This window comes from Allobosea sp. R86505 (assembly GCF_042466375.1).
Lineage (GTDB): Bacteria > Pseudomonadota > Alphaproteobacteria > Rhizobiales > Beijerinckiaceae > Allobosea.
In genome coordinates this window covers 3,019,530-3,043,305 of sequence record NZ_JAXHPY010000001.1, presented here as the reverse complement: position 1 = coordinate 3,043,305, position 23,776 = coordinate 3,019,530, and the positions used below count along the sequence as shown (strand labels likewise).

Genomic DNA, 23,776 nt, shown 5'->3' with positions numbered 1-23,776 from the left:
CATCGCGCGATGGCACGCAACGGCTGTCGCGCGGGTTCAGTCCCCGCGCCGCACGCAGGCCAGATAGAAGCCGTCGGTGCCGGTTCGGCGGGGCGAGAGCTGGAGGCCGCGTATCGTTGCGAAGCGGCCGAGCAGGCTGAAATCGCCGTGTTCCGAGTTGAGCATCTCATTCTGCGGGACGGCAGCGAAGCCCGGGTTGCGGCCGAGGAAGGCCTCTATCGCCGCGTCGTTCTCCTCGGGCAGGACCGAGCAGGTGATGTAGGCGATGCGCCCGCCCGGCTTCAACAGCCTTGCGGCCCGCGCCAGCACCTCGGCCTGGTCCTTGACGCGCTCGGCCAGCGCGCCGGGGCGGACGCGCCATTTCGCATCCGGATTGCGCCGCCAGGTGCCCGAACCGGTGCAGGGGGCGTCGACCAGGACGAGGTCGGCCTGGCCCTCGATCTCGGCCAGCGGCTCGTGGCCGCGCGAGCGTGGAATGCGGATCTCGACGATGGAGGCGCCCGACCGTGCCAGCCGTTCATGCAGCGGGGCGAGCCGGCGCGCATCGAGATCGGTCGCGAAGAGGCGGCCGCTATTGGCCATCAGCGCGGCCAGAGCCAGCGTCTTGCCGCCCGCGCCGGCGCAGAGGTCGACCACCGTCTGGCCGGGCTTCGCCCCTGAGAGCAGGGTGACCAGCTGCGAGCCCTCGTCCTGGATCTCGAAGCCGCCGGCGAAGAAGGCCGGTTCGGCCTGGAGCGAGGGCCCTCGCCCGTCCGCGCCGGGCTGGAAGCGCAGCGCATCGGGCGACCAGCTGCCGGGCTCGGGGGCGGCGTGGGCGAGTTCGCCCGCCAGCGTCTCGCGCGTCGTCTTCAGCCGGTTGGCGCGGATGTCGATCGGCGCGCGCCCGGCGAGAGCCTCGCCTTCCGCAACGGCCTCGACCCCAAAGGCGCTGGAAAAGCCGGGCCAGAGCCATTCGGGCACGTCGGCCCGCACCCAATCCGGCGCGCCCGCCAGCGAGAGCGCCACGAGCCGATCGACCTCCTCGCTCTCCAGGGGCGCGGGCGCGTGGTGCTCGCCGGTGCAGAGCGCGGCGATCTGCTCGAGATCGAGACCACGCTGGCGCGCGAGCATGCCGAGCATCAGGGCGCGGGGCGTGTCCGAGCCCATGAGGTAGGCGCTGGAGGATTTCCGGCGCAGCGCGTCATAGACCAGCGAGGCGATCGCGGCGCGATCCTTCGATCCGGCGAAGCGGCGCGACAGCCCCCAATCCTTGAGCGCGTCGGCCGCCGGTCGGCGCCGCTGGATGATGTCGTCCAGCACCTCGATGGCGGCGCTGATGCGGGCGGCGGGCGTCATGGCGTGAGCGATTCCGGAAACAGAGGCGGCGAAGCGCCGGCACAGGGCAAGACTGGACCCATTCCATCATGACGCCCAGTCATGGCGCGCCCGACGAGATCCCCTTGACGCGCTCCTTCCACAGGCGGAAAGACGAGGCAACTGCCTCTCTCAACAAAAGGTGACCTTCATGCTGCGCGCCGGCCAGATCATCCTCGCCTCCGTCCTCGCCCTGTCGCTGGCGGCCTGCGCCACGCAGCCCGCGCCGGACCTGACGCCGCCGGCCAAGCGCCTGGACGCGAAGACGACCCTGGAGAGCGGGCGCCGCTGAGCCGGCCTTCGCCTGTCTGCCCCCCGGCTCGCCAGGCCCGCCGCGCGGGCGGCGAGCACCGGGTTCAACGGCCTGTCACATCGCCCGATCATGGATTGCGTTCCCACCGAATGCGATGAGGGTCGACGCCATGAGGACGAAGCTGCTGATGACCGCGGGGTTGGCGATCGGCCTCGCCGTCTCCGCCCCCGCAACTGTGTTCTCGCAGGCCGCCGCGCCGGCGCCGACAGGCCAGAAGCCGCTGATCGTCGGCCATCGCGGCGCCAGCGGCTATCTGCCCGAGCACACGCTCGAAGCCTACCGGCTCGCCATCGCCCAGGGGGCCGATTTCATCGAACCGGATCTGGTCGCGACGAAGGACGGCGTCCTGATCGCCCGTCACGAGCCGATGCTGGGCGGCACGACGGATGTCGCCGGCCGGCCCGAATTCGCCAGCCGCAAGACCACGCGCCGCGTCGACGGCGTCGAGACGACCGACTGGTTCGCCGGGGACTTCACCCTGGCCGAGATCAGGACGCTGCGCGCCAAGCAGGCCTTTGCCGACCGCGACCCGTCCCATAACGGCAAGTATCAGATCCCGACCTTCCAGGAGGTCGTCGATCTCGCCAAGGCCGAGAGCGCGCGGCTCGGCCGCAGCGTCGGCGTCTATCCGGAGACCAAGCACCCGATTTTCCACGCCGCGATCGGGTTGCCGCTGGAAGACCGGCTGCTCGATGCACTGAAGGCTGCGGGCTGGACCGAGAAGAGCGCGCCGGTGATCATCCAGAGCTTCGAGACCGCCAACCTCAAATATCTGCGCGGCAAGACGCAGGTGCGGCTGTTCCAACTGGTCGACGCCGACGATGTCGACAAGGATGGCGGCATCGTCCTCGCCGCTCCGTTCGACAAGCCCTATGACTTCGTCGTCACCGGCGACAAGCGGACCTTCAAGGACCTCGTCACCGCCGAAGGGCTCAAGGAGATCGCGACCTATGCCGACGGCGTCGCCCCCTGGAAGCCCTATCTGATGGCGGGCAAGCAGGTGATCGGCGCCGACGGGAAGCCGCAGGACCTCAACAAGGACGGGGTCATCGACGAGCGCGACCGCGTCCTGCTGCCGCCGAGCGATGTGGTGAAGAACGCCAAGGCGGCAGGCCTGCAGGTCCACAGCTGGACGTTCCGCAACGAGGCCAAACGGCTGGCCTCGGATTTCAAGGGCGACCCGGCGGCCGAATACAAGGCGTTCTTCGCGCTCGGGATCGACGGTCTGTTCTCCGACTTCCCCGACACGGCGGTCGCGGTGCGCGACGGAAAATAGGCGACCGCGGCGCCGCTGCGTGCTGCCATCAAAAAGCCCGCCGGGCGGATCGCGCGGTGGGCTTGTTGATGGGCGCGAGGGATGGGATCAGTCGCAGACGCGCTCGGTGCTGCGGACCTCGCCCCGCCGTGTCTCGCGAATGGTCGTGACGGTCCGACAATTGTCGCGCTCGCGGACCCGCTCCTCGCGGCGGATGTCGCGTTCGACGGCGCGGTCGCGCTGTGAGCGCGGATCGACCTCGATGCCGCCCGGGCCGATGTTGATCGACTGGGCGTAGGCTCCGCCCGTGGCGACCAGGGCGGCCAGCAGAACAGGAATGAAGCGTTTCATGGTTGTCCTCCGATGTGGGAGGACAACCTCGGTCCGCGGTCCTTGTTCCCCTGCGTCGCCGCCGCGACGGGCGCGGCGGCGACGAGGAGGCGTTCGCCTCAGTGCAGGATCTGGCTCAGGAAGAGCTTGGTGCGCTCGTGCTGCGGGTTCTTGAAGAAGGCCTCGGGCTTGTTCATCTCGACGATCTGGCCGGCATCCATGAAGATGACGCGGTCGGCGACCTGCCGGGCGAAGCCCATCTCGTGGGTGACGCAGAGCATGGTCATGCCCTCCTCCGCCAGCGAGACCATGGTGTCGAGCACCTCCTTGACCATTTCGGGGTCGAGCGCCGAGGTCGGCTCGTCGAACAGCATGATCTTGGGGCTCATGCAGAGCGAGCGGGCGATGGCGACGCGCTGCTGCTGGCCGCCGGAGAGCTGGCCCGGATACTTCGCCGCCTGCTCCGGGATCTTGACGCGCTTGAGATAGTGCATCGCGATCTCCTCGGCGTCCTTCTTGGGCAGCTTCTTCACCCAGATCGGTGCCAGCGTCAGGTTCTCGAGGATCGTCAGATGCGGGAACAGGTTGAAGTGCTGGAAGACCATGCCGACGTCGCGGCGGATCTCGTCGATCTTCTTGAGGTCGTTGGTCAGCTCGGTGCCGTCCACGATGATCGAGCCCTTCTGGTGTTCCTCCAGCCGGTTGATGCAGCGGATCATCGTCGACTTGCCGGAGCCCGAGGGGCCGCAGATGACGAGCTTCTCGCCGCGCTCGACCTTGAGGTTGATGTCGCGCAGCACGTGGAACTCGCCATACCACTTGTTGACGCCGACCATCTCGACGGCCGTCGGGGTGTTGAGCGAGGTCGGCTTGAGAGCCGCCGGGCGGGTGCTGGTGGTTTCTGCCATGGCCATGAGGGCTGGTCCTTTCAACGCTTCTGACCGGCGGCGAGCCGCTTCTCGACCGCGATCGAGTAGCGGGACATGCCCCAGCAACACAGGAAATAGAAAACCGCGGCAAAGGCGTAGCCCGTCGCGCGGGTGGTCGGCGTGGCCCAGGTCGGATCGACCAGGGTCGCCTCGATGGTGCGCAGGAAGTCGAAGATGCCGACGACGGTGACCAGCGTCGTATCCTTGAACAGCCCGATGAAGGTGTTGACGATGCCGGGGATCACGATCCGCAGCGCCTGCGGCAGGATGATCAGCCGCATCATCTGCCAGTAGCCGAGGCCGAGCGACATCGCGCCCTCGTACTGACCCTTCGGGATCGCCTGCAGGCCGCCGCGGATGACCTCAGCCATATAGGCGGCGGCGAAGAGGGCGACGCCGATCAGCGGGCGCAGCAGGCGGTCGGGCGACCATTCCTGCGGCACGAAGAGCGGCAGCATGGTGTTGGCCATGAACAGCACCGTGATCAGCGGCACGCCGCGCACGAACTCGATGAAGATCACCGAGAGGAGCTGGATGATCGGCAGCCGCGAGCGGCGCCCCAGCGCCAGCAGGACGCCGAGCGGCAGCGAGAAGACGATGCCGACCGCCGCGATCAGGAAGGTGACCATGATGCCGCCCCAGAGGCCGGTATCGGCCCGCGGCAGCCCCGCCGTGTCCGCCAGCACCGCAATCAGGCCGAAGACGACGAGCGCCAGCAGGATCAGACGCTTGGGGTTCTGGAAGCGCTGCAGGGGCGTCGCCGCCATCTCAACCTCGAGCAGCGGTGCCGGGGTCCAGACGCGCGCGAGACCGGGAACGAAGGAGAGGACGAGGTAGAGCACCGCCAGCCCCAGCGTGATCATGATCACGGTGCGCAGGACGCCCTCGGCGCCCGCCCCGCCCACCAGCAGCACATAGGCGCCGAGCGGCATCACGACGAAGAAGAAAAACGCGCCGAGCTTCTTCAGCGGAGCACGGTCCCACAGCATCCAGACGACAGCCAGCGCGAACATCAGGAACACGATGTTCACGCGCCAACGCTGCGACACCGGATAGGAGCCGTAGATGAAGTACTGGAAGCGGTCGGCGACATAGGCCCAGCAGGCGCCGACCGGACGGCCGACCTTGTCGGCGAGGCAGGCGTCGCGGTTGGTGCCGCTCCAGACCGCGTCGATGAAGTAGAAGCGGATCAGGTCGGGCAGGCTGGTGGCGACCACATAGACGCAGATCAGCGTCATGAAGCTGTTGACCGGTCCCGAGAACAGGTTGTTGCGGACCCAGGCCAGGGGCCCCGCCACGGAGAGCGGCGGCGCCTCCTGCTCCAGGTTCTGCTTGCGGACGAAGGCGTGGGGGGCGTTTTCGAGTGTCGCGTCGGTCATCGGGGCGCCCTCACCGTTCCACCAGCGCCATGCGCTGGTTGTAGATGTTCATGAACAGCGAGGTGACGAGCGAAATCGTCAGATAGACCGCCATGGTGATGGCGACGACCTCGACCGCCTGCCCCGTCTGGTTCAGGACAGTGCCGGTGAAGACCTGGACGAGATCGGGATAGCCGATCGCGACCGCCAGCGACGAGTTCTTGGTCAGGTTGAGATAGTTCGAGGTCAGCGGCGGGATGATGACCCGCATCGCCTGGGGAATCACGACCAGCTTCAGCGTCGGCCCCGGGCGCAGCCCGAGCGCATGGGCGGCTTCGGTCTGGCCCTTGGAGACGGCGAGAATGCCGGCGCGGACGACCTCGGCGATGAAGCCCGCGGTATAGGTGGTCAGGCCGATCAGCAGGGCGACGAATTCGGGGAAGATCTGTAGGCCGCCGGTCAGGTTGAAGCGGCCCTGCTGCGGCAGTTCGAAGGAGAGCGGGCTCCCGGCGACGAAGAACACTAGCAGCGGCACGCCGAGGATCAGCCCCAGGGTGATCAGGCCGTTGGGATACTGGGTTCCGGTGCGTGCCTGTTGCGTCTTCGACCAGCGATAGAACAAGAACGCCACCACGACGGCGACGAAGAAGGCGATCACCACCGCCTGAAAGGCGGGCCCGAATTGCGGATTCGGTAGGATCAGGCCGCGGTTGTTGAGGTAGATCGAGCCGGGCAGCGCGATCGAATTGCGCGCGTCGGGCAGCGGCTTGAGCACCGCATTGTACCAGAAGAAGAGCTGCAGCAGCAGCGGCAGGTTGCGGATGACCTCGACATAGATCATCGCCAGCTTCGCCAGCACCCAATTGCTCGAGAGCCGCGCCACACCGACGAAAAACCCGAGAAAGGTAGACAGGACGATGCCGATCGAAGCGACCAGCAGCGTGTTGAGCAGGCCCACCCAGAAGGCCTGTCCATAGGTCGAGGCGGCGGCGCTGAAGGGGATCAGCTTCTGGTTGACGTCGAAGCCGGCCGCGTTGTTCCAGAAGCCGAAGCCGGAGGCGATCTTCTGGGCGCGGAGGTTCTCGATCGCGTTCGAGGCGGCCGACCAGATCAGGAAGGCCACGACCGCCAGCAGCGCGATCTGATAGACATAGCCCCGGATCTTGGGATCGTAGAACAGCGAGGCCCTGCCGGGTTTGACCGCATCGGTCGGAATGCTCGACACCTTTTACGCCCTTTTTTCGTTGTCATTGCGGCTGGCGAACCGGCGGCGGCTCGGGGCTGCCGCCGGTTCGCCCGACCGTTCTCGCCGTGGAAAGCCGTCGATCAGCGGATCGGCGGGGCGTATTGCAGGCCGCCCTTGGTCCAGAGCGCGTTCTGGCCGCGGGCGATCTTCAGCAGCGAGCCGGCGCCGACATTGCGCTCGAAGGACTCGCCGTAATTGCCGACATGCTTGATGATCCGGTAGGCCCAGTCATTGGTCAGGCCGATCGCCTCGCCGAACTTGCCCTCGGTGCCGACCAGACGCTTGATCTCCGGATTGTCGGACTTCAGCATCTCGTCGACATTCCCCTTGGTGACGCCGAGTTCCTCGGCGTTCAGCATGGCGTTGTGGGTCCATTTCACCACGTCGAGCCAGTTGTCGTCGCCATGGCGAACCACGGGGCCGAGCGGCTCCTTCGAGATGATCTCCGGCAGGACGATGTGGTCGGCCGGGGCCGAGAGCTTCAGGCGCTCGGCATAGAGGCCGGAGGCGTCGGTCGTGAAGGCGTCGCAGCGGCCGGATTCATAGGCCTTGATCGTCTCGTCGGCCGAGGCGAAGGCGACGACCTCGTACTTCATCTTGTTGGCGCGGAAGTAGTCGGCGAGGTTCAGCTCGGTCGTGGTGCCCTGCTGGGTGCAGACCGAGGCGCCGGCGAGCTTGAGCGCGGAATCGATGCCGAGCTTCTTTCGGACGAGGAAGCCCTGGCCGTCATAATAGTTCACGCCGGCGAAGTTCAGCCCGAGCGAGGTGTCGCGCGACATCGTCCAGGTCGTGTTGCGCGAGAGCAGGTCGACCTCGCCCGACTGCAGCGCGGTGAAGCGGTCCTTCGAGGACAGCGGGACGTACTTGACCTTGTTGGGGTCGTTGAAGATCGCGGCCGAGATGGCCTTGCAGAGATCGACGTCGAGGCCGCTCCAGTTGCCCTGGGCGTCGGGGATACCGAAGCCGGCGAGGCCGGGGCCGACGCCGCAGGTCAGCACGCCCTTGCTCTTGATCTGGCCGAGCAGCCCGGTCTGTGCCTGCGCCCCGCCGACGCAAACGGACGTTGCGGCAGCGACAAGCGCTGCAGCGATAAAGGTCTTCATTCGTGTTTTCCCCTGTTGGCGGAACGGGTTGCTCCCGTTCTCGATGAGCTAGCAAGTCCCGGACCAAGCCCCTCGGTCCCCCGTTCCTCCCAGGATTCGCGGCCTTGCCGCGATCGACGAAAGCGGGCGCCGGCCCTGAAAGCCGGCGCCCGTCAGATCAGGCTCAGCGGATCGGCGGAGCGTATTGCAGGCCGCCCTTGGTCCAGAGCGCGTTCTGGCCGCGGGCGATCTTCAGCAGTGAGCCGGCGCCGACATTGCGCTCGAAGGACTCGCCGTAATTGCCGACATGCTTGATGATCCGGTAGGCCCAGTCCGTGGTCAGCCCCAGGCCATCGCCGAACTTGCCCTCGGTGCCGAGCAGGCGCTTGATCTCGGGGTTGGGCGACTTCAGCATCTCGTCGACATTCGCCTTGGTGACGCCGAGTTCCTCGGCGTTGATCATGGCATAATGGGTCCACTTGACGAGGTTGAACCAGACCGTGTCGTTGTTGCGGGTCGAGGGGCCGAGCGGCTCCTTGGAGATGATCTCTGGCAGGATCATGTGCTCGTCGGGCGCCGTCAGCTTCAGGCGCTCGGCATAGAGGCCGGAGGCGTCGGTGGTGAAGGCGTCGCAGCGGCCGGCGTCATAGGCCTTGATCGTCTCGTCGGACGAGGCGAAGGCGACGACCTCGTATTTCAGGTTGTTGGAGCGGAAGAAGTCCGCGAGGTTCAGCTCGGTCGTGGTGCCCTGCTGGGTGCAGATCGAGGCACCCGACAGCTGCAGGGCCGAGTTCACGCCCAGCTTCTTGCGGACCATGAAGCCCTGGCCGTCATAATAGTTCACGCCGGCGAAGAGGATGCCGAGCTGGGTGTCGCGCGACATCGTCCAGGTCGAGTTGCGGACGAGCAGATCGACCTCGCCCGACTGCAGCGCGGTGAAGCGGTCCTTCGAGGACAGCGGGATGAACTTGACCTTCTCGGGATCGTTGAAGATCGCGGCCGAAACCGCCCGGCAGAGATCGACGTCGAGGCCGGACCAGCGGCCCTGGCCATCCGGCACGCCGAAACCGGCGAGACCGGTGTTGGAGCCGCAGATGACCTGATTGCGCTGCTTGACCTGAGCCAGCGTCGAGGGCGACTGCGCCGTCGCGGCGGTCGCCGCCAGCGTCAGACCGAGCCCCGCGACGGCGGCCGTCATGTACTTCTTCATTGAACTCTCTCCCGTTGAAATGCGCCTGACCGATATCGGACGGCAGGAACCGTCGGTTTCGTCACTCGCGGATCGTCGTCCGCTCGGTGCACAGAAATTGAGCGACATCCCGTCCGTCGATTGCCAGAGCCCCGTATGAGCGTCAAGCCGAGGCATCTTGCGACGCCGCCCCTTGTCCACTGCATACATCACATGCGAGTTTGTGGGGGCGGTCAAGCCTTCCGGCCTCCCTCCCGACCGCTGTCCCGGCGACCGTTTCGATGAAAAAGCTGTCCGATTCCGATTTTGCGCGCCTTGGCGAACGAACCCGTCTGGTGATGGCGGGGCGCGATCCGGCCGACAGCTACGGCTTCGTCAACCCGCCGATCCAGCGGGGTTCGACCGTCGTCTACCCCAATACCGAGGACTTCCTGGCGCGGCGCGCGCGCTACACCTACGGCACCCAAGGCAACCCGACGATCGACGCGCTGGTCGCGGCCTGCAACACGATCGAGGGCGGCGCGGGCACGGTGGTGACGCCGTCGGGTCTGCTTGCCTGCACCCTGCCCTTCCTCGCCTTCCTGTCGGCCGGCGATCACGTCCTGGTGACCGACAGCGTCTACCGGCCGACGCGGAATTTCTGCGCGACGATCCTGAAGCGGATGGGCATCGAGGCGACCTATTACGACCCGGCGATCGGTGCGGACATCGCGGCGCTGTTCCGGCCGAACACGCGCGCAGTCTGGACCGAGGCCCCCGGCTCCCAGACCTTCGAGATGCAGGACATTCCGGCGATCGTGGCGGCGGCCCATGCCCGCGACATCCTGGTGATGATGGACAACACCTGGGCGACGCCCCTGTTCTTCGACAGCCACAGGGCCGGGGTCGACGTCACCGTCCAGGCGGGAACGAAGTACTATGCCGGCCATTCCGACGTGCTGATCGGGACGATCTCGGCGCGGACTCCCGACCTCTACAGGCAGTTGCGGGCGAGCTGGGAACAGCTCGGCGTGATCATCGCGCCGGAAGACGCCTTCCTGACGCTGCGCGGCATGCGCACGATGGCGATCCGGCTGAAGGAGCAGATGCCCGCCGGCATCGCCATGGCGCAATGGCTGGCGGCCCGGCCCGAGGTCACGCGGGTGATGCACCCGGCGCTGCCGGAGGACCCCGGCCACGCACTCTGGCGGCGCGATTTCACCGGCGCCTCCTCGCTGTTCGGCTTCGAGCTCGCGCCGGTCTCGATGACGGCGGTCGCGGCCATGCTGGACGGGCTGACCCTGTTCGGGATGGGGGCGTCCTGGGGCGGCTATGAGAGCCTCGTGCTGCCCTTCGACTGCCGGGCCTACCGCACGGCGACGACGCCCGCCTTCAAGGGCCCGACCATCCGCATCCATATCGGCCTGGAGGACCTCGACGACCTCAAGGCCGATCTCGACGCCGGCTTCGCCCGGCTGCGCGCGGCGGCGTGAGCGGGGACCCGGCGCCTGATCACTCCGCGGAATGGCGCTCGCGGCGCCGGTTGCGGAAGATCAGCACCAGGTTGCGGGTGTAGATCACCATCGCCAGCGCCTGGCCCATGATGATGATCGGTTCGCGCCGGACGATGCCGTAGATCAGGGTCATCAGCCCGCCGGCCATCGAGAAGTACCAGAAGGAGAGCGGCATCACCGAGTTGCCCTCCCGCTCGCTCGCCAGCCACTGGACGAGAAACCGGGCGGTGAAGAGCAGTTGCGCGACGATGCCGAAGGCGAGCCAGAAGTCGAATTTCAGCACGAAGACGTCGTAGAGATAGTCCGAGACGGCATGGCCGATCGAAATGATCATGGCTGCGCCTCCGGCACGATCTGGGGCACGCGGCGGCGGCGCCGGATCAGCCACCAGACGCCGACCAGGTCGAGGATGCCGACCCAGAGCCGGTCGAAGAAGCCGTAATTCGACACGCCCGTCAGCCGCGGCCGGTCGCGCACATCGAGATGCACGACGCGGTAGCCCTCCCGCACCATCAGCGCCGGCATGAAGCGGTGCAGCGCGTCGAAATAGGGCAGCGCCAGATAGGCCTCGCGCCGGAAGCATTTCAGCCCGCAGCCGGCGTCGCGGGTGCCGTCCTTGAGCAGGCGCCCGCGCACGCCGTTGGCGATGCGTGACTGCAGCTTCTTGAAGCCGGTGTCCTTGCGGCCGACCCGCTGGCCCTGGACGAGCCCAGTCTGCAGCCCGGCCCGCTGGAGCGCCGCCAGCATGGCCGGCAGGAAGGACGGATCGTTCTGGCCGTCGCCGTCGAGCGTCGCGACGATGGGCGCGCGGGCATGCCGCACGCCGCTGCGCACGGCAGCGCTCTGCCCGCAGGATTGCGCGTGGGTCACGATCCGCAGCCAGGGGCGCTCGGTTGCCAGCGCGGCGAGCGCCGCCGCCGTCCCGTCGGTCGAGCCGTCATTGACGTAGATCACCTCGAAGGCGGCGAGGTCGCGGCAGGCCGCCTCGATGTCGGCCACCAGCGGCCCGACATTGCCGACCTCGTTGCGGACGGGCACGACGACGCTGAGCAGCGGCGCAGGCGAAGCGGTTTCAGGCGGCGGGAGCGGCTCGGTCAACAGACGATCATCCGGAAAAACGGCCCGCAACCTGCGTCAGGGCGGCCGACAGGGCAAGGAACTTTCAGGCGCGGCGCAACGGCAGGGTGGTCATGGCCGGGCCAGGACCGCGATCTCGAGGCGGCGGCCGCCATTGAGGTTGAAGCCGCGCAGCGTCGTCACCAGCCGGGGCGTCACGCCGGTGGCCGGCAGCGCGGCCTGGAAACTGGCGGCGTGGCGGGCTTCCACGAGCGCGATGCGGCAGCCTGGCTGGGCCAGGAAGGCGGCGGCGGCGGCGCCGTCCGGGCCCATGGCGAGATCGGTGCCGACGAGGAAGACGAGGCTCGGCTCGCGGTAGCCGACGGTGATCACCGAAGGGTCCGTGCAGCCGACGGAACGCACCGCCTCGGCCAGGCGCGGCGAGAGCTTGAAGGCGCGCAGGCTCTCGACCGCGAAGCCGTAGACCCCCAGGCCGAGCAGCAGGCTCGCCACGACCCCGCGCCAGAGCGCGCCTTCGAAGTCGCTGCGGCGGAAGGCGGCCACCACCGTGGCGGCGACGAGGAGCGCCAGCAGCAGGAACGGCAGGGCCAACGTGGGAATGGTGCCGTCGAGCGACCAGTTGGCCGCGACGATGACGCCGGTCAGGGCGAGCGGCACGATCACCACCAGCAGCGCCGTGGCGACGGAGCCGCGCCGGAACCGGTCGATCCCGCCATTGACGAGCGCGAGCAGCAGCAGCCCGGTGACCGCCGGATAGAGCGGCAGCACGTAATGCGGCAGCTTCGTCGGCACCGCCTCGAAGAGGAGCCAGGACGGCACGATCCAGGCCAGCAGGAACAGCACCTGCGGCTCGCGCCGGCGCGCCCAGGCGAAGGGCACGGCCATGGCGGCGAAGGCGGCGGCCGGCCAATAGGTCCCGAAGAAGATCAGGAGGTAGAGACCCGGCGGCCCCCAGTGCTTCTCCTGCCCCTCGGCGACCTTGCCGAGCATGTCCTGCCCGACGCTCTCGGCGAAGAAGCTGCCGCCGGTCTTCCAGGCGATCGCCAGGAACCACGGCAGGACGACGACGAGGCACAGCAGCAGGCCGCGGCCGAAGCGCAAAGGTGCCAGCCAGCGGACGCTGCGCTCGCGCAGGCTGAGCACGAGAATGGCGAGGCCCCAGACCATCGGCACGATCGGGCCCTTGAGCAGCAGCCCCAGCGCCGTCGCGCCCCAGAACACCAGCCAGTTGCGCGAACTCGGGACGAAGGCGAGCGAACGCGTCCAGTCCAGCCAGGTCCGCGCCAGCGCGCCCATGGTCGCGACCGCGCAGGCCGCCAGCAGCGCGTCGGTCTTGGCGATGCGGGCCTCGACGCCGAGCAGGACGCAGGCCGCCATCAGCGAGGCGCCGAGCAGCGCCATCCGCGCGCTCACAAAAGCGAGCAGCGCCCAGTACGTCAGCAGCACCGTGGCGATGGCGCCGATGAGCGAGGGAATGCGGTAGAGCCAGATCTGCGTGCGCGCCTGCGGCACGCCCAGCGCCTCGGCGGCGGCGACGGTCGCGCTCTGCAGCCAGTAGATGCCGACCGGCTTCTTGTGGCGCGCCTCGTCCTGGAAGCGGATGTCGACGAAATCGCGCGTCTCGAGCATCTGCTTGCTGGCCTGGGCGAAGCGGGGTTCGTCACGGTCGAGCGGCTGCAGCGTCTGGAAGCCCGGCAGGAAGGCGGCCAGCGACAGCAGCACCAGGAACGCGCAGGCGCGGGCGTGGCTGGCACAGGCCAGCGTCGCGAGACGGTCGAGCGCGGAGGTGAGCGACGGCATGGACATCCTCGCGACCGCAGCGATCGCAATTGGCTTGGGGCCGGAAAGGCCGGGCGGTCTCACCCGCGGGACGGCGCGGCGATGACCGGCCTTTCGGGCATGATCAAGGCGGAGGCCGCCAGGAGCGGCCGGCGCGGTTTACGCCGCATGCCGCGTCGCGGCAAGCGCATGGACCTCCCGCCCGCCCCGTGACAGCATCGCGCGGGGACGCCAGCCAGGCGTCTCCGGGAGAAGCGACATGGGCCAGCTGTTCCTCAAGGCGCTGCGCACCGGCCTCTGGGGCCTGCTGATCGGCCCGCTCGCGGCCATCATCCTCGTCTTCGGCGCGATCATCTTCGATCCGAAATGCGGCGCCGGGGATTCCGGCGGCTGCGCCATGGGCGTCGTCACGGCACCCATCGCGGTGGCGCTGCCGAGCTTCGGCCTGTTCTTCCTCGGCGGGCTGCTGCACGGACTGTGGCAGCGCCGCCCCCCAGACCCCGCCGCCGCGATCCGGCGGCTGCGCAACTGGGGCCGCGAGGAGTGAGGCGGGCCCCTGCAGGCTGCGGGTGCGCCCGCGACGACGACGCGGTGAAACAGGAAAAAAATGGCGAGCCCGGCTGGATTCGAACCAGCGACCAGCAGCTTAGAAGGCTGCTGCTCTATCCATCTGAGCTACGGGCCCGAAGACGAAGGCCGCGGCCTTCGCCTGTCTCATGGAGAGCGAAGGCGGATGCCCTCACTCCGTCAAACCGTCAATGCGTCCACTGTCCGCGGCGCGAGAACTTGAAATTATCGGAATAGGCCACCGTCCGGCGCAGCGGCTCCTGCGGCTGCTCGACACGGAAGGGGATGCCGTTGCGCGTGGCGTAGGTCACGGCCTCGGCCTCGCTGTCGAACCAGAGCTTGACCTGGCTCTTCATGTCGCCCGACGACGTCCAGCCCATCAGCGGCTCGATCTGGCGCGGCTGCTCCGGCTCATATTCGAGGAGCCAGCGCTCGGTCTTGGCGGTGCCGGACTGCATGGCCGTCCGGGCGGGGCGATAGATGCGTGCGGTCATGGCTCTCGCTCGACGCTCACCTGAAATCCTGGCCGTCTGACACGGCTCGCCACCGGGATAGATCCGGCTGCGAGACGCCCGGAATGGTCGGGGCACCAGGATTCGAACCTGGGACCCTCTGCTCCCAAAGCAGATGCGCTACCGGGCTGCGCTATACCCCGACTTGGCCATTCCACGCGTGGCGGTTGGCTATCACGTCCCTTGCCTGCGCCGCAAGCGAAAGCGGCCCGCGATCAGCGCCTGAACAGCGGGTGCTCGACCCGGTCGCCCGGCTTGAGGCCGAGTTTGCGGCTGACCCCGCCATTCACTTCGAGCACCGAGAGCACCGGCTCGCCGGAGGGAATCGTCCGCCGCGACAGGGGCTCCGTGTCCTCGGCGATGCGCGCGATCGTGCCATCGGCCCGGATGAACAGCATGTCGAGCGGGATGTAGGTGTTCTCCATCCACATCGCGACCGGTTCGGTGCGCTCGAAATCGAACAGCATGCCGCGGTCGGACGGCATGTAGCGGCGGTGCATCAGCCCCCTCGCCCGCTGCTCGGGTGTGCGCATCACCTCGACCTGGAAGGCGTGGCGCTTGTCGCCGCTGACGATCGAGAGCGCCTCGAGCGCCGTCGCCTGTCCGGCCGGCGCGGCCTGGGCGAGGGTCAGGGGCGGTGCCGCGCGCGTCGGCAGCGCCAGCCCCAGGGTCGCGGCCAGCGCGAGGCCGGCGGCGGCGAGACCGGCGAGAAACGAACGGGTTCGGGCCTGGATCGGCATGGTGTCTCCGGGAGCGCCGGCTGCGGGGCGGTTCGGGTTGCGCATCCTGCAAAGCTATGACGGCGCAGATGGCGAATCTGCGACAGATGGCGGCCAAGCTCCCCAAGCGGTCAAGCCTTTCGTCAGCATGCAAGCCTTTCGTCAGCATGTCCGCCCGGCTCGGCTTTTCTTCACCGCCGGCTTGGGGCAGGGTCGCCGCCACACATCAGGAGACCGTCATGACCGCTCCGCGCCCGCGCCGCCCGCTTCGCGCCGCCCTCGCCGCCTGCCTGCTCGTGCTGTCGCTTCCGGCCGCGGCCGCCGATTTCCAGCTCGACAATGTTCGCCTCGACTTCGGTGGCATGGCGATCTCGGCGCCCCGGCTCGTCGTGAAGGGTGCCAGCCTCAACCGCGAAGCCTTCCGCGCGCTGCTGGACACCAAGAGCAGCGAGAGCGCGGTGGCGCGGATCAACCGGGTCTCCGCGACCGAGATTACCGCCCCCGAACTCGTCTTCGAGCACAGCCAGGGCCGGCAGAAGCAGGTCACCACCTATCGCGACGTGCGCCTGACGGACCTCCGCGACGGCCGGATCGCGCGCGGCGAATCCGCCGGAGGCTCGTTGGCCGGGGAAAGCCCCGCGTCCGGAAAGATCACCGGCACGCTGCTGCGCATGGCCTTCGAGGCGTTCGACATGCGCCAGACCGCGCGCGTCCTGACCGAGCGCACCCAGCCCGGCCAGAGCGAGCCGATGCGGCCGCTGTTCGGCCGCTTCGAGCAGGACGGCTACACGATGGACCTCGGGCCGGCCGGCAAGATCGCGCTGGGCCGGATGGTCGGACGGAATTTCGCCGCCGCCGTCGGCGAGGAGCCGCTCGGCGACCTGCTCGGCCGCGTCATGGCGATGTCCGAGGAGGTCACGCCTCCCGGCGGCAAGCCGAATCCCGCGCGCCGCGAGGCCGAGAAGCGCATGGGGCAGTCGCTGCTCGCGCTCTACGACCGGGTCGACTACGGCAGCGGCGAGATCCGCGACATGACGATGACCGTCATCGAGCCCCAGGCCGCCAGGCCCGGGGCGAGGCCAGGAGCCAAGCCGGGGGCCAATCCCGGACCGGTCGACGTCAAGATCGCCCGCATCGCCTATGGCGAGGATACGCCGGCGAAATCGGGCTTCGTGATGGAGGGCCTGGAGTTCGCCGGTGGCGGTGCCAAGGGCCTGATCGATTCGATCAGCTATGCCGGCTTCTCCTACGGCCCGGTGATCAAGGCACTGCGCGAGGATCTCGCGAAGTCCACGGACGCAAACGCCGCCATCGACTGGCGCCGCTACATTCCCACGATCGGCACGATCCGCATGACCGGCCTCTCGGTCGAGGCCCCGCCGATGCTGCCCGGCGGCCAGCCGGTCCGCCTCGGCCTCGGGCTGTTCGAGCTGAAGGCCGGCGAGCAGCTCAACGGCATCCCGACGAGCCTCGCCCTGACGCTCGACAAGCTGGTCGCGCCGATCACCGAGGGGGCCGGCAATCCCGCCGCCCGCGACCTGATCGCCATGGGCATCCGCTCGCTCAACCTGAATGCGCGGATCGACCTCGCCTGGGAGGCCGCGCGCAGCGAACTGGCCATCCGGCAGATCGCGCTCGGCGGCGAAGGGCTGGCGCGGCTCGAGGCATCGGCGACGCTCGGCAACGTCACCAAGGACCTGTTCTCGAACGACGTCGCTCTGGCTCAGATCGCGGCACTCGGCGCCACGGCCCGTGGCCTGACCGCGAAGCTGGAGAACTTCGGCCTCGTCGAGAAGCTGATCGCCAACGAGGCTCGCAAGGCCGGGCGCAAGCCCGAGGAGATGCGCCAGCAATTCGCGATGATCGCGAGTCTGGGGCTGGCCTCGATCCTCGGGCCGTCCGACGCCGCCAAGGCCCTGACGGCGGCGGTGTCGCGCTTCGTCGCCCGGCCGGGGACGCTGATTCTGGAGGCCAAGGCGAGGTCGGCGAGCGGGCTCGGCCTGGCCGACGTGATCACCATCACCGACCCGACCGAGATCCTCGACAAGATCGACCTCAAGGCCGAAGCGCGGTGACGCACCCGCTCGACGCGGCGGATCGGCTGCCGCAGGAGGATCTGTCGTGGCGGCCCGGCCCGCTCGCGGCCTGGTGGGCGGGGCTCCCGCCGGTCGCCAGGGGGCTGCTGCGCAAGCGCGTCAACCCGCACAACCAGACCCGGCTTCATCTGGCGAAGCTGATCGGGCGACGTCCGGGCCAGATCGCGGTGGGCGCCTGGACCTATGGTCGACCGAAGGTTCGCTTTCCCGAAAGCGGGGCCCGGCTGACGATCGGCCGCTACGGCTCGATCGCCGACGGCGTCGAGATCCTGCTCGGTGGCAACCACCGCACCGACTGGGCGACGACCTATCCGTTCCCGGAACTGCCGGGGTTATGGCCGGAGGCTGCCGGCATCGCAGGCAGCCACACCACGCGTGGCGACGTCACGATCGGACACGACGTCTGGCTCGGCTCGCAGGCGATGATCCTGTCCGGCGTGACCATCGGCACCGGTGCGGTGGTGGCGGCGCGGGCGGTGGTGACGCGGGACGTGCCGCCCTATGCCATCGTCGGCGGCAATCCGGCACGCGTTCTGCGGATGCGCTTCGACGAGGCTCAGGTGGCTGATCTGCTGGCCAGCCGCTGGTGGGAGTTGCCGCGCGAGGCGGTCAAGGAGATGCTGCCGCTCCTGATGTCGGGCCGGGTCGCGGATCTCGCGGCGGCGGTGGCTCTGAAGCGATCAGCCGGCGCTTGAGGCCGAGCGCGGGCTTCTCGACCAGGTGCCAGGACAGCCAGGCGATGGCGAGCGTGACGAGCAGTCCCGGCCAGAACAGCGTCATCGCGCCGGCAGCGGGGAACAGGGCGTGGCTCGCCTGCTGGATCGGCCAGCCATAGAGATAGACGCCATAGGACAGGTCGGAGGGTGGCTCGCTGCGCCGCCGGGTCAGCGCGGGGGCGAGCGCGAGCACCAGCACGCCCCAGGCGGTGACCAGATAGAGGGCGGGCTTGTAGAGCGGCGTCGGCGACAGCAGAGCGAGCGCGACGAGCCCCAGCGCCAGCCCCGGCAGGGACAGGGGGACACGATCCCGGAACAGGTAGATCAGCCCGCCCGCGAGGAAGATCAGCGGCAGGCGCAGCGCCGTCTCGACGCCCTTGGGGCCGTCTGGCGTTGCGATCTCGCGCAGCAGCGTCGCGGCCAGCAGCAGGCCGCCGGCCGCGAGCGCCAGCTTCGGCCGGCCCAGCAGGCCCAGCAGCCCGCCGACGAGCACGCCGAGATAGCAGAGCGTCTCGTATTTCAGCGTCCAGACGGTCCCCATCGGAAAGGGCAGCGGGTTCTTGTCGAAGACGCCGGGCAGTGCCGAGGCGCTCTTGAAGGTCGTCAGCGTGCCCGTGATGAAACGGCGCAGCTGCGGATCGGTCAGATAGGCGCCGAGATCGAGGCGGGTCATCGCCGCGCCGAGGCCGAGCGCGACGACCAGCGTCGCGGCCACGAGGCCCGGCGCGATCCGCAGCGTGCGGGAGACGAGATAGTCGCGCCAGCCGCGGCGATCATAGCTCATCGTCACCAGGAAGCCCGAGATCGCGAAGAAGCCGTTGACCGCGTGTTCGCCGAGCGTGAAGCCCGTCGTCTGCGCCCAGGGCTCATCCTCGACACGCCCGGTGGCGACGCTGAAGGCGTGCGAGACGACGACGGCGAGCGCCAGCACGAGCCGCAGCAGGCCGAAATTGTTGTGCGGACCGGCCAGGCCCTGCGCCACGCTGACGCCCGAGAGCCTGGTCATGGCGATCCCTCCAGCCCTTCGCGGGCGAGCGCGGAGCGGCCGCGGAGCCAGGCGAGCGCGCCGGCCGCCGAACCGGCATGGGCGGCCATCTTCTTGCGCTGCAGGATCAGGCCGTAACCTACTGCCTTGGCGAGGTTTTCGAGGATTTTGGCGGCGGATGGCGGCGACAGGCCATATTTGCGGGCGACATAGCCCTCCGACCAGGCAAGGTGCCAGCGCGCCCTGAAGCGGCGCGTGATTGACGGCGCGCTCGAACGCCCTCGCCCATGGCCGGCCTCCGCGGCATGGACATGAACCAGCGCGTGGCCGGCGTCGCGCAGGCGCCGGCAGAGGTCGTCGTCTTCGTAGAACAGGAAGATCGCAGGGTCGAAGCCGCCGAGCGCCCGAAAGACGTCGCGGCGGATCAGCAGGCAGGCGCCCGAGAGGAAGGGCAGGCAGGCGTCGCCCTCGGGGATCGCCATTGCCCCGTTGCGGTTGAGATGGGGCGGCGAGAGCAGCGATCGCGGCTGCAGGAAGATGCGGCCCGAGGGCTCGACGAGGCGCGGGGCGAAGAGAGCCGCGTCCGGATAGCGCTCCGCGGCTTCGAGCAGCGCCGCGACGGCGCCTGGCCGGATCTCGACGTCCGGATTGACGATCATCACGAAGGGCGTGGCGCTGGCGGCGACGCCGCGGTTGTTGGCGCGGCCATAGCCCTCGTTGCGCGGGCTCGCGATGACGATCGCGCCCCGCTCACGTGCGATTGCGGCGCTGGAATCGCTGCTGGCATTGTCGACGACGATCGCCGGGACGCCCTCGGCGGCCAGCGCCGACAGGCAGGCCGGCAGCACCTCGGCACTGTCATGGCTGACGACGATGGCGGTGATCAGGCTCGCGGCGGGCATCGGCGCCTTGTGGCCGCGTTGGCCGACCCGAGGCAAGCGAATTCAGCGCCGGGCCAGCGCCGCGACATCGCGCTGCACGGAGGCGCGCTCGGCCGCACCGCAGGCCCGCGGCGCCTTGTAGGATTTCACTGCATAGGCGGCGTTCGCCATGGCGAAGCGCCGCCGCTCCTCCTGCGGCATCCGGCGGACGACCCGGCTGCGATCGACCCGCAGGCCGCAATCATAGGCGCGCGACACCTGCGCCGCCGCGAATTCCGGCGTGCCCGGCGGAGGCCCCGCCGTGGTGCAAGCGCAAAGCCCCAGCATAAGCGACAGGGCGACGAGCCGTGAGAACAGCCTCATGGTGCGGTCGCAGGACGTCAGAGGGCGCTGAAGTCGCCGGCGCGGATGCGCGTCATCTTCTCGCGGACCTCCGCGCGCTCCTCGGCGTCGCAGGCGCGCGGCTTGATGCCCTGGTTGATCGTCTCCGCCTCCGAGACCGTGACATAGGTCGAGCGTGCGGAGGCGAGTTGCTCGGCCGTGGCGCCGCGGGCCTTCTCGGCCGCGATGAAGCCGTCGAGCGTGCTGCGCTTCGGGGCCCCGGCGCGGCAGGCGACGGAGCGCGACACCAGGCTCGCCAGTTCCGAGGCGCGCGACGCGCTCGGATTGGCCGGACCGGTGACGCAGGCCGAGAGCGGCAGCGCCGCAAGGCAGACGAGCGCGAACACGCGCGCCGGAACGGAAGCGGTCATGTCGGTCAGCCGTTCTTCTCGGGCGCGTTGATGCGCAGATGCGCCTCGCGCAGCTGCTTCGGAGAGGCCTCGGCCGGTGCGCCCATCAGCAGGTCGACCGCCTGCTGGTTCATCGGGAACAGGGCGACCTCGCGCAGGTTGGTGGCGCCGGCCAGCAGCATGATGATGCGGTCGACACCGGCCGCCATGCCGCCATGGGGCGGCGCGCCGTACTGGAAGGCGCGATACATGCCGCCGAAACGCTCGATCACCGTCTCCTCGCCATAGCCGGCGATCTCGAAGGCCTTCACCATCGCTTCGGGCTTGTGGTTGCGGATGCCGCCAGAGGCCAGCTCGAAGCCGTTGCAGGCGATGTCGTACTGGAAGGCCTTGAGCGACAGCGGATCCTGGCTCTTCAGAGCCTCCAGTCCCCCCTGCGGCATCGAGAAGGGGTTGTGCGAGAAATCGACCTTCTTCTCGTCCTCATTGTACTCGAACATCGGGAAATCGACGATCCAGGCGAAAGCGAAGGCGTTCTCGTCGATCAGCCCGAGCTCCTGGCCGACCTTATTGCGGGCGGCTCCGGCGAATTTGTAGAACTTGTCGGGGTTGCCGGCGGCGAAGAAGCAGGCATCGCCCGGCTGCAGGCCCATCTGGGCGATGATCGCCGCCACGCGCTCCGGTCCGATGTTGTTGGCGATCGGTCCCTGCCCTTCGCCATCCTCCTTGATCATCAGATAGCCGAGCCCCGGCTGGCCCTCGCCCTGCGCCCAGGAGTTCATGCGGTCGCAGAAGGCTCTGGAGCCACCCTTGGGGCCGGGAATGGCCCAGACGCGGTTCTTCTCGTCCTCGAGGATGCGCGCGAAGACCTTGAAGCCCGAGCCGCGGAAATGCTCCGAGACGTCCTGCATCACCAGCGGGTTGCGCAGATCCGGCTTGTCGGAGCCGTATTTCGCGATCGCCTCGGCATAGGGGATGCGCGGCCAGTTCTTCGTCACCGACTTGCCGTTGCCGAACTCTTCGAAGATGCCGCCGATGACCGGCTCCATCGTCGCGAAAACGTCCTCCTGCTCGACGAAGCTCATCTCGACGTCGAGCTGGTAGAACTCGCCCGGCAGGCGGTCGGCGCGCGGGTCCTCGTCGCGGAAGCAGGGTGCGATCTGGAAGTAGCGGTCGAAGCCCGCCATCATCAGGAGCTGCTTGTACTGCTGCGGCGCCTGCGGCAGCGCGTAGAACTTGCCGGGATGCAGGCGGCTCGGCACCAGGAAGTCGCGCGCGCCTTCCGGCGAGGAGGCGGTCAGGATCGGCGTCTGGAACTCCGAGAAGCCCGAATCCTTCATGCGCCGGCGCATCGAGTCGATGACCTTGGTGCGCAGCATGATGTTGGCGTGCAGCTTCTCGCGGCGCAGATCGAGGAAGCGGTACTTCAGCCGCGTGTCCTCGGGGTATTCGAGATCGCCGAAGACCGGCAGCGGCAGTTCGCCGGCCGCGCCCAGGACCTCGATCTCTGTCGCGAAGACCTCGACGGCGCCCGTCGGCAGGTTGGCGTTCTCGGTGCCGGCGAGGCGCGCCTTGACCTTGCCGTCGATGCGCACGACCCATTCCGAGCGCAGCGTCTCGGCGGTGGCGAAGGCCGGCGAATCCGGGTCGATCACGACCTGCGTCATGCCGTAATGGTCGCGCAGGTCGATGAAGAGCACGCCGCCATGGTCGCGGATGCGGTGGCACCAGCCGGAGAGACGGGCCTGCGAGCCGATGTCGCTCTCACGAAGGGCGCCGCAGGTGTGGGAACGGTAGCGATGCAGGGTCACGGGGATGATCTCTTTCGGGGTCGCCCTGGGGCGAGCCGCGGGCGGTCGATTCTGCCGGCGTAAGCACACGCGGGGGCGCGGCTTGTCAAGGATTCAGGTGGGATTGTCGGCCTGCGGACTCGACGGGGCGCCCCCTGCTCCGGTAAGCCCGGATCATGAACCTGATCACGACCACGGCCGACCTCGCCGACGCCTGCGCGCGCCTCGCCAGCCACCCCTTCGTCACGGTCGATACCGAGTTCCTGCGGGAGACGACCTATTATCCCAAGCTCTGCCTGATCCAGCTCGCCTCGCCCGACGAGGCGGTGCTGGTCGATCCGCTGGCGCCCGAACTCAACCTCGCCCCGTTCTTCGGGCTGATGGTCGATGACGCCGTGGTCAAGGTCTTCCACGCGGCGCGGCAGGATCTCGAGATCGTCTGGATGCTCGGCCGGGTGCTGCCGAGCCCGCTCTTCGACACGCAGGTCGCGGCCATGGTCTGCGGCTATGGCAACTCGGTCGGCTACGAGCAGCTCGCCAACGACCTCGCCAAGGCGCGCATCGACAAGTCCTCGCGCTTCACCGACTGGTCGCGGCGTCCGCTGAACGAGGCCCAGCTCGTCTATGCCGAGGCCGACGTCACCCACCTGCGCGATATCTATCTGGCGCTGAAGGCCGATCTGGAGACGACTGGCCGCGAGAGCTGGGTCGCCGAGGAGATGGCGGTTCTCAACTCGCCCGCAACCTATGAGGTCAAGCCCGAGAACGCCTGGCAGCGGCTGAAGGGCCGCATCCGCAAGCCAAAGGAACTGGCCGTGCTGATGGAGCTGGCGGCCTGGCGCGAGCGCGAGGCGCAGCACCGCGACGTGCCGCGCCAGCGCGTGCTCAAGGACGATGCGCTGATGGACGTCGTCGCGCGGGCGCCGCGTTCGGTCGAGGCGCTGGCGGAACTGCGCTCCGTGCCCAACGGCTTCGAGCGCTCGCGCTCGGGCGGCGAGGTTCTGGCGGCGATCGAGCGCGGGCTCGCGCTCGATCCCAAGACCCTGCCCCGGCTGGAGCGGGAGCGGGGGCGTGGCGGCAACGGCGCCGTTCTCAACCTGCTCAAGGTGCTGCTCAAGGCGGTGGCCGAGGCGGAGCGGGTCGCGCCGAAGATCATCGCCTCCTCCGACGACCTCGAAGCCATCGCCTCCGACGACGAGGCCGAGGTGCCCGCGCTTCAGGGCTGGCGGCGCGAGGTTTTCGGCGAGAAGGCCCTGGCGTTGAAGAGCGGCGCGCTCGGGCTTCGCATCGTCCGTGGACGGGTGACGGTGGCCTGACCCAGGGAGCGAAGCCGAGCCACAGCAAGCCGAACCGACGACGCGTCGTCGCCAGGCGG

24 protein-coding genes and 2 tRNA genes are annotated in these 23,776 nt (G+C 68.7%); 7 read left to right on the top strand and 19 right to left on the bottom strand.

Going from position 1 to position 23,776, the window contains the following annotated elements; all coding sequences use genetic code 11:
- Window positions 1-36: 36 nt before the first annotated feature.
- On the bottom strand, window positions 37-1,335 hold the full coding sequence (locus SJY11_RS14685) for an RsmB/NOP family class I SAM-dependent RNA methyltransferase (protein ID WP_376987312.1): 1,299 nt from the start codon (window positions 1,333-1,335) through the stop codon (window positions 37-39).
- A gap of 169 nt (window positions 1,336-1,504) precedes the next feature.
- Here SJY11_RS14685 and SJY11_RS14680 point away from each other — a divergent pair, with 169 nt between their 5' ends.
- Both SJY11_RS14680 and SJY11_RS14675 read left to right on the top strand, forming a co-directional pair.
- Complete coding sequence (locus SJY11_RS14680; protein WP_171905166.1) at window positions 1,505-1,645, top strand: hypothetical protein; 141 nt, start codon at window positions 1,505-1,507, stop codon at window positions 1,643-1,645.
- A 130-nt stretch (window positions 1,646-1,775) separates the two neighbouring features.
- Entirely contained in the window at window positions 1,776-2,942 is a 1,167-nt protein-coding gene (locus SJY11_RS14675) for a glycerophosphodiester phosphodiesterase (RefSeq protein ID WP_376987311.1), read from the top strand.
- Window positions 2,943-3,029: 87 nt separating this feature from the next.
- Here the strand turns inward: SJY11_RS14675 and SJY11_RS14670 are convergent, their stop codons facing one another.
- The 6 genes from SJY11_RS14670 to SJY11_RS14645 form a co-directional block, all read right to left on the bottom strand.
- A complete protein-coding gene (locus SJY11_RS14670; RefSeq protein WP_376987310.1) occupies window positions 3,030-3,272 on the bottom strand; it encodes a hypothetical protein in 243 nt (80 codons plus the stop codon).
- A gap of 98 nt (window positions 3,273-3,370) precedes the next feature.
- The gene (locus SJY11_RS14665) at window positions 3,371-4,159 is read right to left on the bottom strand and encodes an amino acid ABC transporter ATP-binding protein (RefSeq protein WP_069057209.1); all 789 of its coding nucleotides are present in this window, start codon (window positions 4,157-4,159) and stop codon (window positions 3,371-3,373) included.
- A gap of 20 nt (window positions 4,160-4,179) precedes the next feature.
- Window positions 4,180-5,559, bottom strand: a complete 1,380-nt coding sequence (locus SJY11_RS14660; protein ID WP_376987309.1) for an amino acid ABC transporter permease — start codon at window positions 5,557-5,559, stop codon at window positions 4,180-4,182.
- Window positions 5,560-5,569: 10 nt separating this feature from the next.
- Complete coding sequence (locus SJY11_RS14655) at window positions 5,570-6,754, bottom strand: amino acid ABC transporter permease (RefSeq protein WP_376989334.1); 1,185 nt, start codon at window positions 6,752-6,754, stop codon at window positions 5,570-5,572.
- Window positions 6,755-6,864: 110 nt separating this feature from the next.
- Window positions 6,865-7,887, bottom strand: coding sequence for an amino acid ABC transporter substrate-binding protein (locus SJY11_RS14650; RefSeq protein ID WP_376987308.1), 1,023 nt, complete (start codon window positions 7,885-7,887; stop codon window positions 6,865-6,867).
- A gap of 163 nt (window positions 7,888-8,050) precedes the next feature.
- Window positions 8,051-9,076, bottom strand: coding sequence for an amino acid ABC transporter substrate-binding protein (locus tag SJY11_RS14645; protein ID WP_376987307.1), 1,026 nt, complete (start codon window positions 9,074-9,076; stop codon window positions 8,051-8,053).
- A gap of 260 nt (window positions 9,077-9,336) precedes the next feature.
- Between SJY11_RS14645 and metC the strand changes: the two genes are divergently transcribed.
- Window positions 9,337-10,527 (top strand): cystathionine beta-lyase, encoded by a 1,191-nt coding sequence (metC, locus tag SJY11_RS14640; RefSeq protein ID WP_376987306.1) that lies wholly within the window; start codon window positions 9,337-9,339, stop codon window positions 10,525-10,527.
- 19 nt (window positions 10,528-10,546) lie between these two features.
- Here metC and SJY11_RS14635 read toward each other — a convergent pair whose 3' ends face one another.
- The 3 genes from SJY11_RS14635 to SJY11_RS14625 form a co-directional block, all read right to left on the bottom strand.
- Complete coding sequence (locus SJY11_RS14635) at window positions 10,547-10,882, bottom strand: lipid-A-disaccharide synthase N-terminal domain-containing protein (RefSeq protein ID WP_376987305.1); 336 nt, start codon at window positions 10,880-10,882, stop codon at window positions 10,547-10,549.
- A complete protein-coding gene (locus SJY11_RS14630; protein ID WP_376987304.1) occupies window positions 10,879-11,646 on the bottom strand; it encodes a glycosyltransferase family 2 protein in 768 nt (255 codons plus the stop codon). The genes SJY11_RS14635 and SJY11_RS14630 overlap by 4 nt, the downstream gene beginning before the upstream one ends.
- Window positions 11,647-11,736: 90 nt before the next feature.
- Entirely contained in the window at window positions 11,737-13,425 is a 1,689-nt protein-coding gene (locus SJY11_RS14625; protein ID WP_376987303.1) for an ArnT family glycosyltransferase, read from the bottom strand.
- A gap of 238 nt (window positions 13,426-13,663) precedes the next feature.
- On the opposite strand from SJY11_RS14625, the gene SJY11_RS14620 reads away from it, so the two are divergent.
- Entirely contained in the window at window positions 13,664-13,951 is a 288-nt protein-coding gene (locus SJY11_RS14620) for a hypothetical protein (protein ID WP_376987302.1), read from the top strand.
- Between the two features lie 61 nt (window positions 13,952-14,012).
- On the opposite strand, the gene SJY11_RS14615 is transcribed toward SJY11_RS14620, so the two are convergent.
- The 4 genes from SJY11_RS14615 to SJY11_RS14600 all read right to left on the bottom strand — a co-directional run bounded on the left by SJY11_RS14615 (window position 14,013) and on the right by SJY11_RS14600 (window position 15,223).
- Window positions 14,013-14,089: transfer RNA gene (locus SJY11_RS14615), tRNA-Arg, on the bottom strand.
- Between the two features lie 70 nt (window positions 14,090-14,159).
- Window positions 14,160-14,465 (bottom strand): ETC complex I subunit, encoded by a 306-nt coding sequence (locus SJY11_RS14610; protein WP_066735117.1) that lies wholly within the window; start codon window positions 14,463-14,465, stop codon window positions 14,160-14,162.
- Between the two features lie 84 nt (window positions 14,466-14,549).
- Window positions 14,550-14,626 (bottom strand) — tRNA-Pro (locus SJY11_RS14605).
- 72 nt (window positions 14,627-14,698) lie between these two features.
- Entirely contained in the window at window positions 14,699-15,223 is a 525-nt protein-coding gene (locus SJY11_RS14600; RefSeq protein WP_376987301.1) for a DUF192 domain-containing protein, read from the bottom strand.
- Window positions 15,224-15,441: 218 nt separating this feature from the next.
- Here SJY11_RS14600 and SJY11_RS14595 point away from each other — a divergent pair, with 218 nt between their 5' ends.
- Both SJY11_RS14595 and SJY11_RS14590 read left to right on the top strand, forming a co-directional pair.
- Complete coding sequence (locus tag SJY11_RS14595; protein WP_376987300.1) at window positions 15,442-17,277, top strand: hypothetical protein; 1,836 nt, start codon at window positions 15,442-15,444, stop codon at window positions 17,275-17,277.
- Between the two features lie 107 nt (window positions 17,278-17,384).
- Window positions 17,385-17,993, top strand: a complete 609-nt coding sequence (locus SJY11_RS14590) for a CatB-related O-acetyltransferase (RefSeq protein WP_376989333.1) — start codon at window positions 17,385-17,387, stop codon at window positions 17,991-17,993.
- On the opposite strand, the gene SJY11_RS14585 is transcribed toward SJY11_RS14590, so the two are convergent.
- Genes SJY11_RS14585 through aspS form a run of 5 tightly spaced genes read right to left on the bottom strand, consistent with a single transcriptional unit; the run spans window position 17,908 to window position 22,416 of the window.
- Complete coding sequence (locus tag SJY11_RS14585) at window positions 17,908-19,020, bottom strand: acyltransferase family protein (RefSeq protein WP_376987299.1); 1,113 nt, start codon at window positions 19,018-19,020, stop codon at window positions 17,908-17,910. The genes SJY11_RS14590 and SJY11_RS14585 overlap by 86 nt on opposite strands.
- The gene (locus SJY11_RS14580; RefSeq protein WP_376987298.1) at window positions 19,017-19,901 is read right to left on the bottom strand and encodes a glycosyltransferase family 2 protein; all 885 of its coding nucleotides are present in this window, start codon (window positions 19,899-19,901) and stop codon (window positions 19,017-19,019) included. Before SJY11_RS14580 ends, SJY11_RS14585 begins: the two co-directional genes overlap by 4 nt.
- Window positions 19,902-19,943: 42 nt before the next feature.
- Window positions 19,944-20,243, bottom strand: coding sequence for a hypothetical protein (locus SJY11_RS14575; protein ID WP_376987297.1), 300 nt, complete (start codon window positions 20,241-20,243; stop codon window positions 19,944-19,946).
- 17 nt (window positions 20,244-20,260) lie between these two features.
- Entirely contained in the window at window positions 20,261-20,632 is a 372-nt protein-coding gene (locus SJY11_RS14570; RefSeq protein ID WP_376987296.1) for a hypothetical protein, read from the bottom strand.
- A gap of 5 nt (window positions 20,633-20,637) precedes the next feature.
- Window positions 20,638-22,416, bottom strand: a complete 1,779-nt coding sequence (gene aspS / locus SJY11_RS14565) for an aspartate--tRNA ligase (protein ID WP_376989332.1) — start codon at window positions 22,414-22,416, stop codon at window positions 20,638-20,640.
- Between the two features lie 161 nt (window positions 22,417-22,577).
- On the opposite strand from aspS, the gene rnd reads away from it, so the two are divergent.
- On the top strand, window positions 22,578-23,717 hold the full coding sequence (gene rnd / locus SJY11_RS14560) for a ribonuclease D (RefSeq protein WP_376987294.1): 1,140 nt from the start codon (window positions 22,578-22,580) through the stop codon (window positions 23,715-23,717).
- Window positions 23,718-23,776 lie beyond the last annotated feature (59 nt).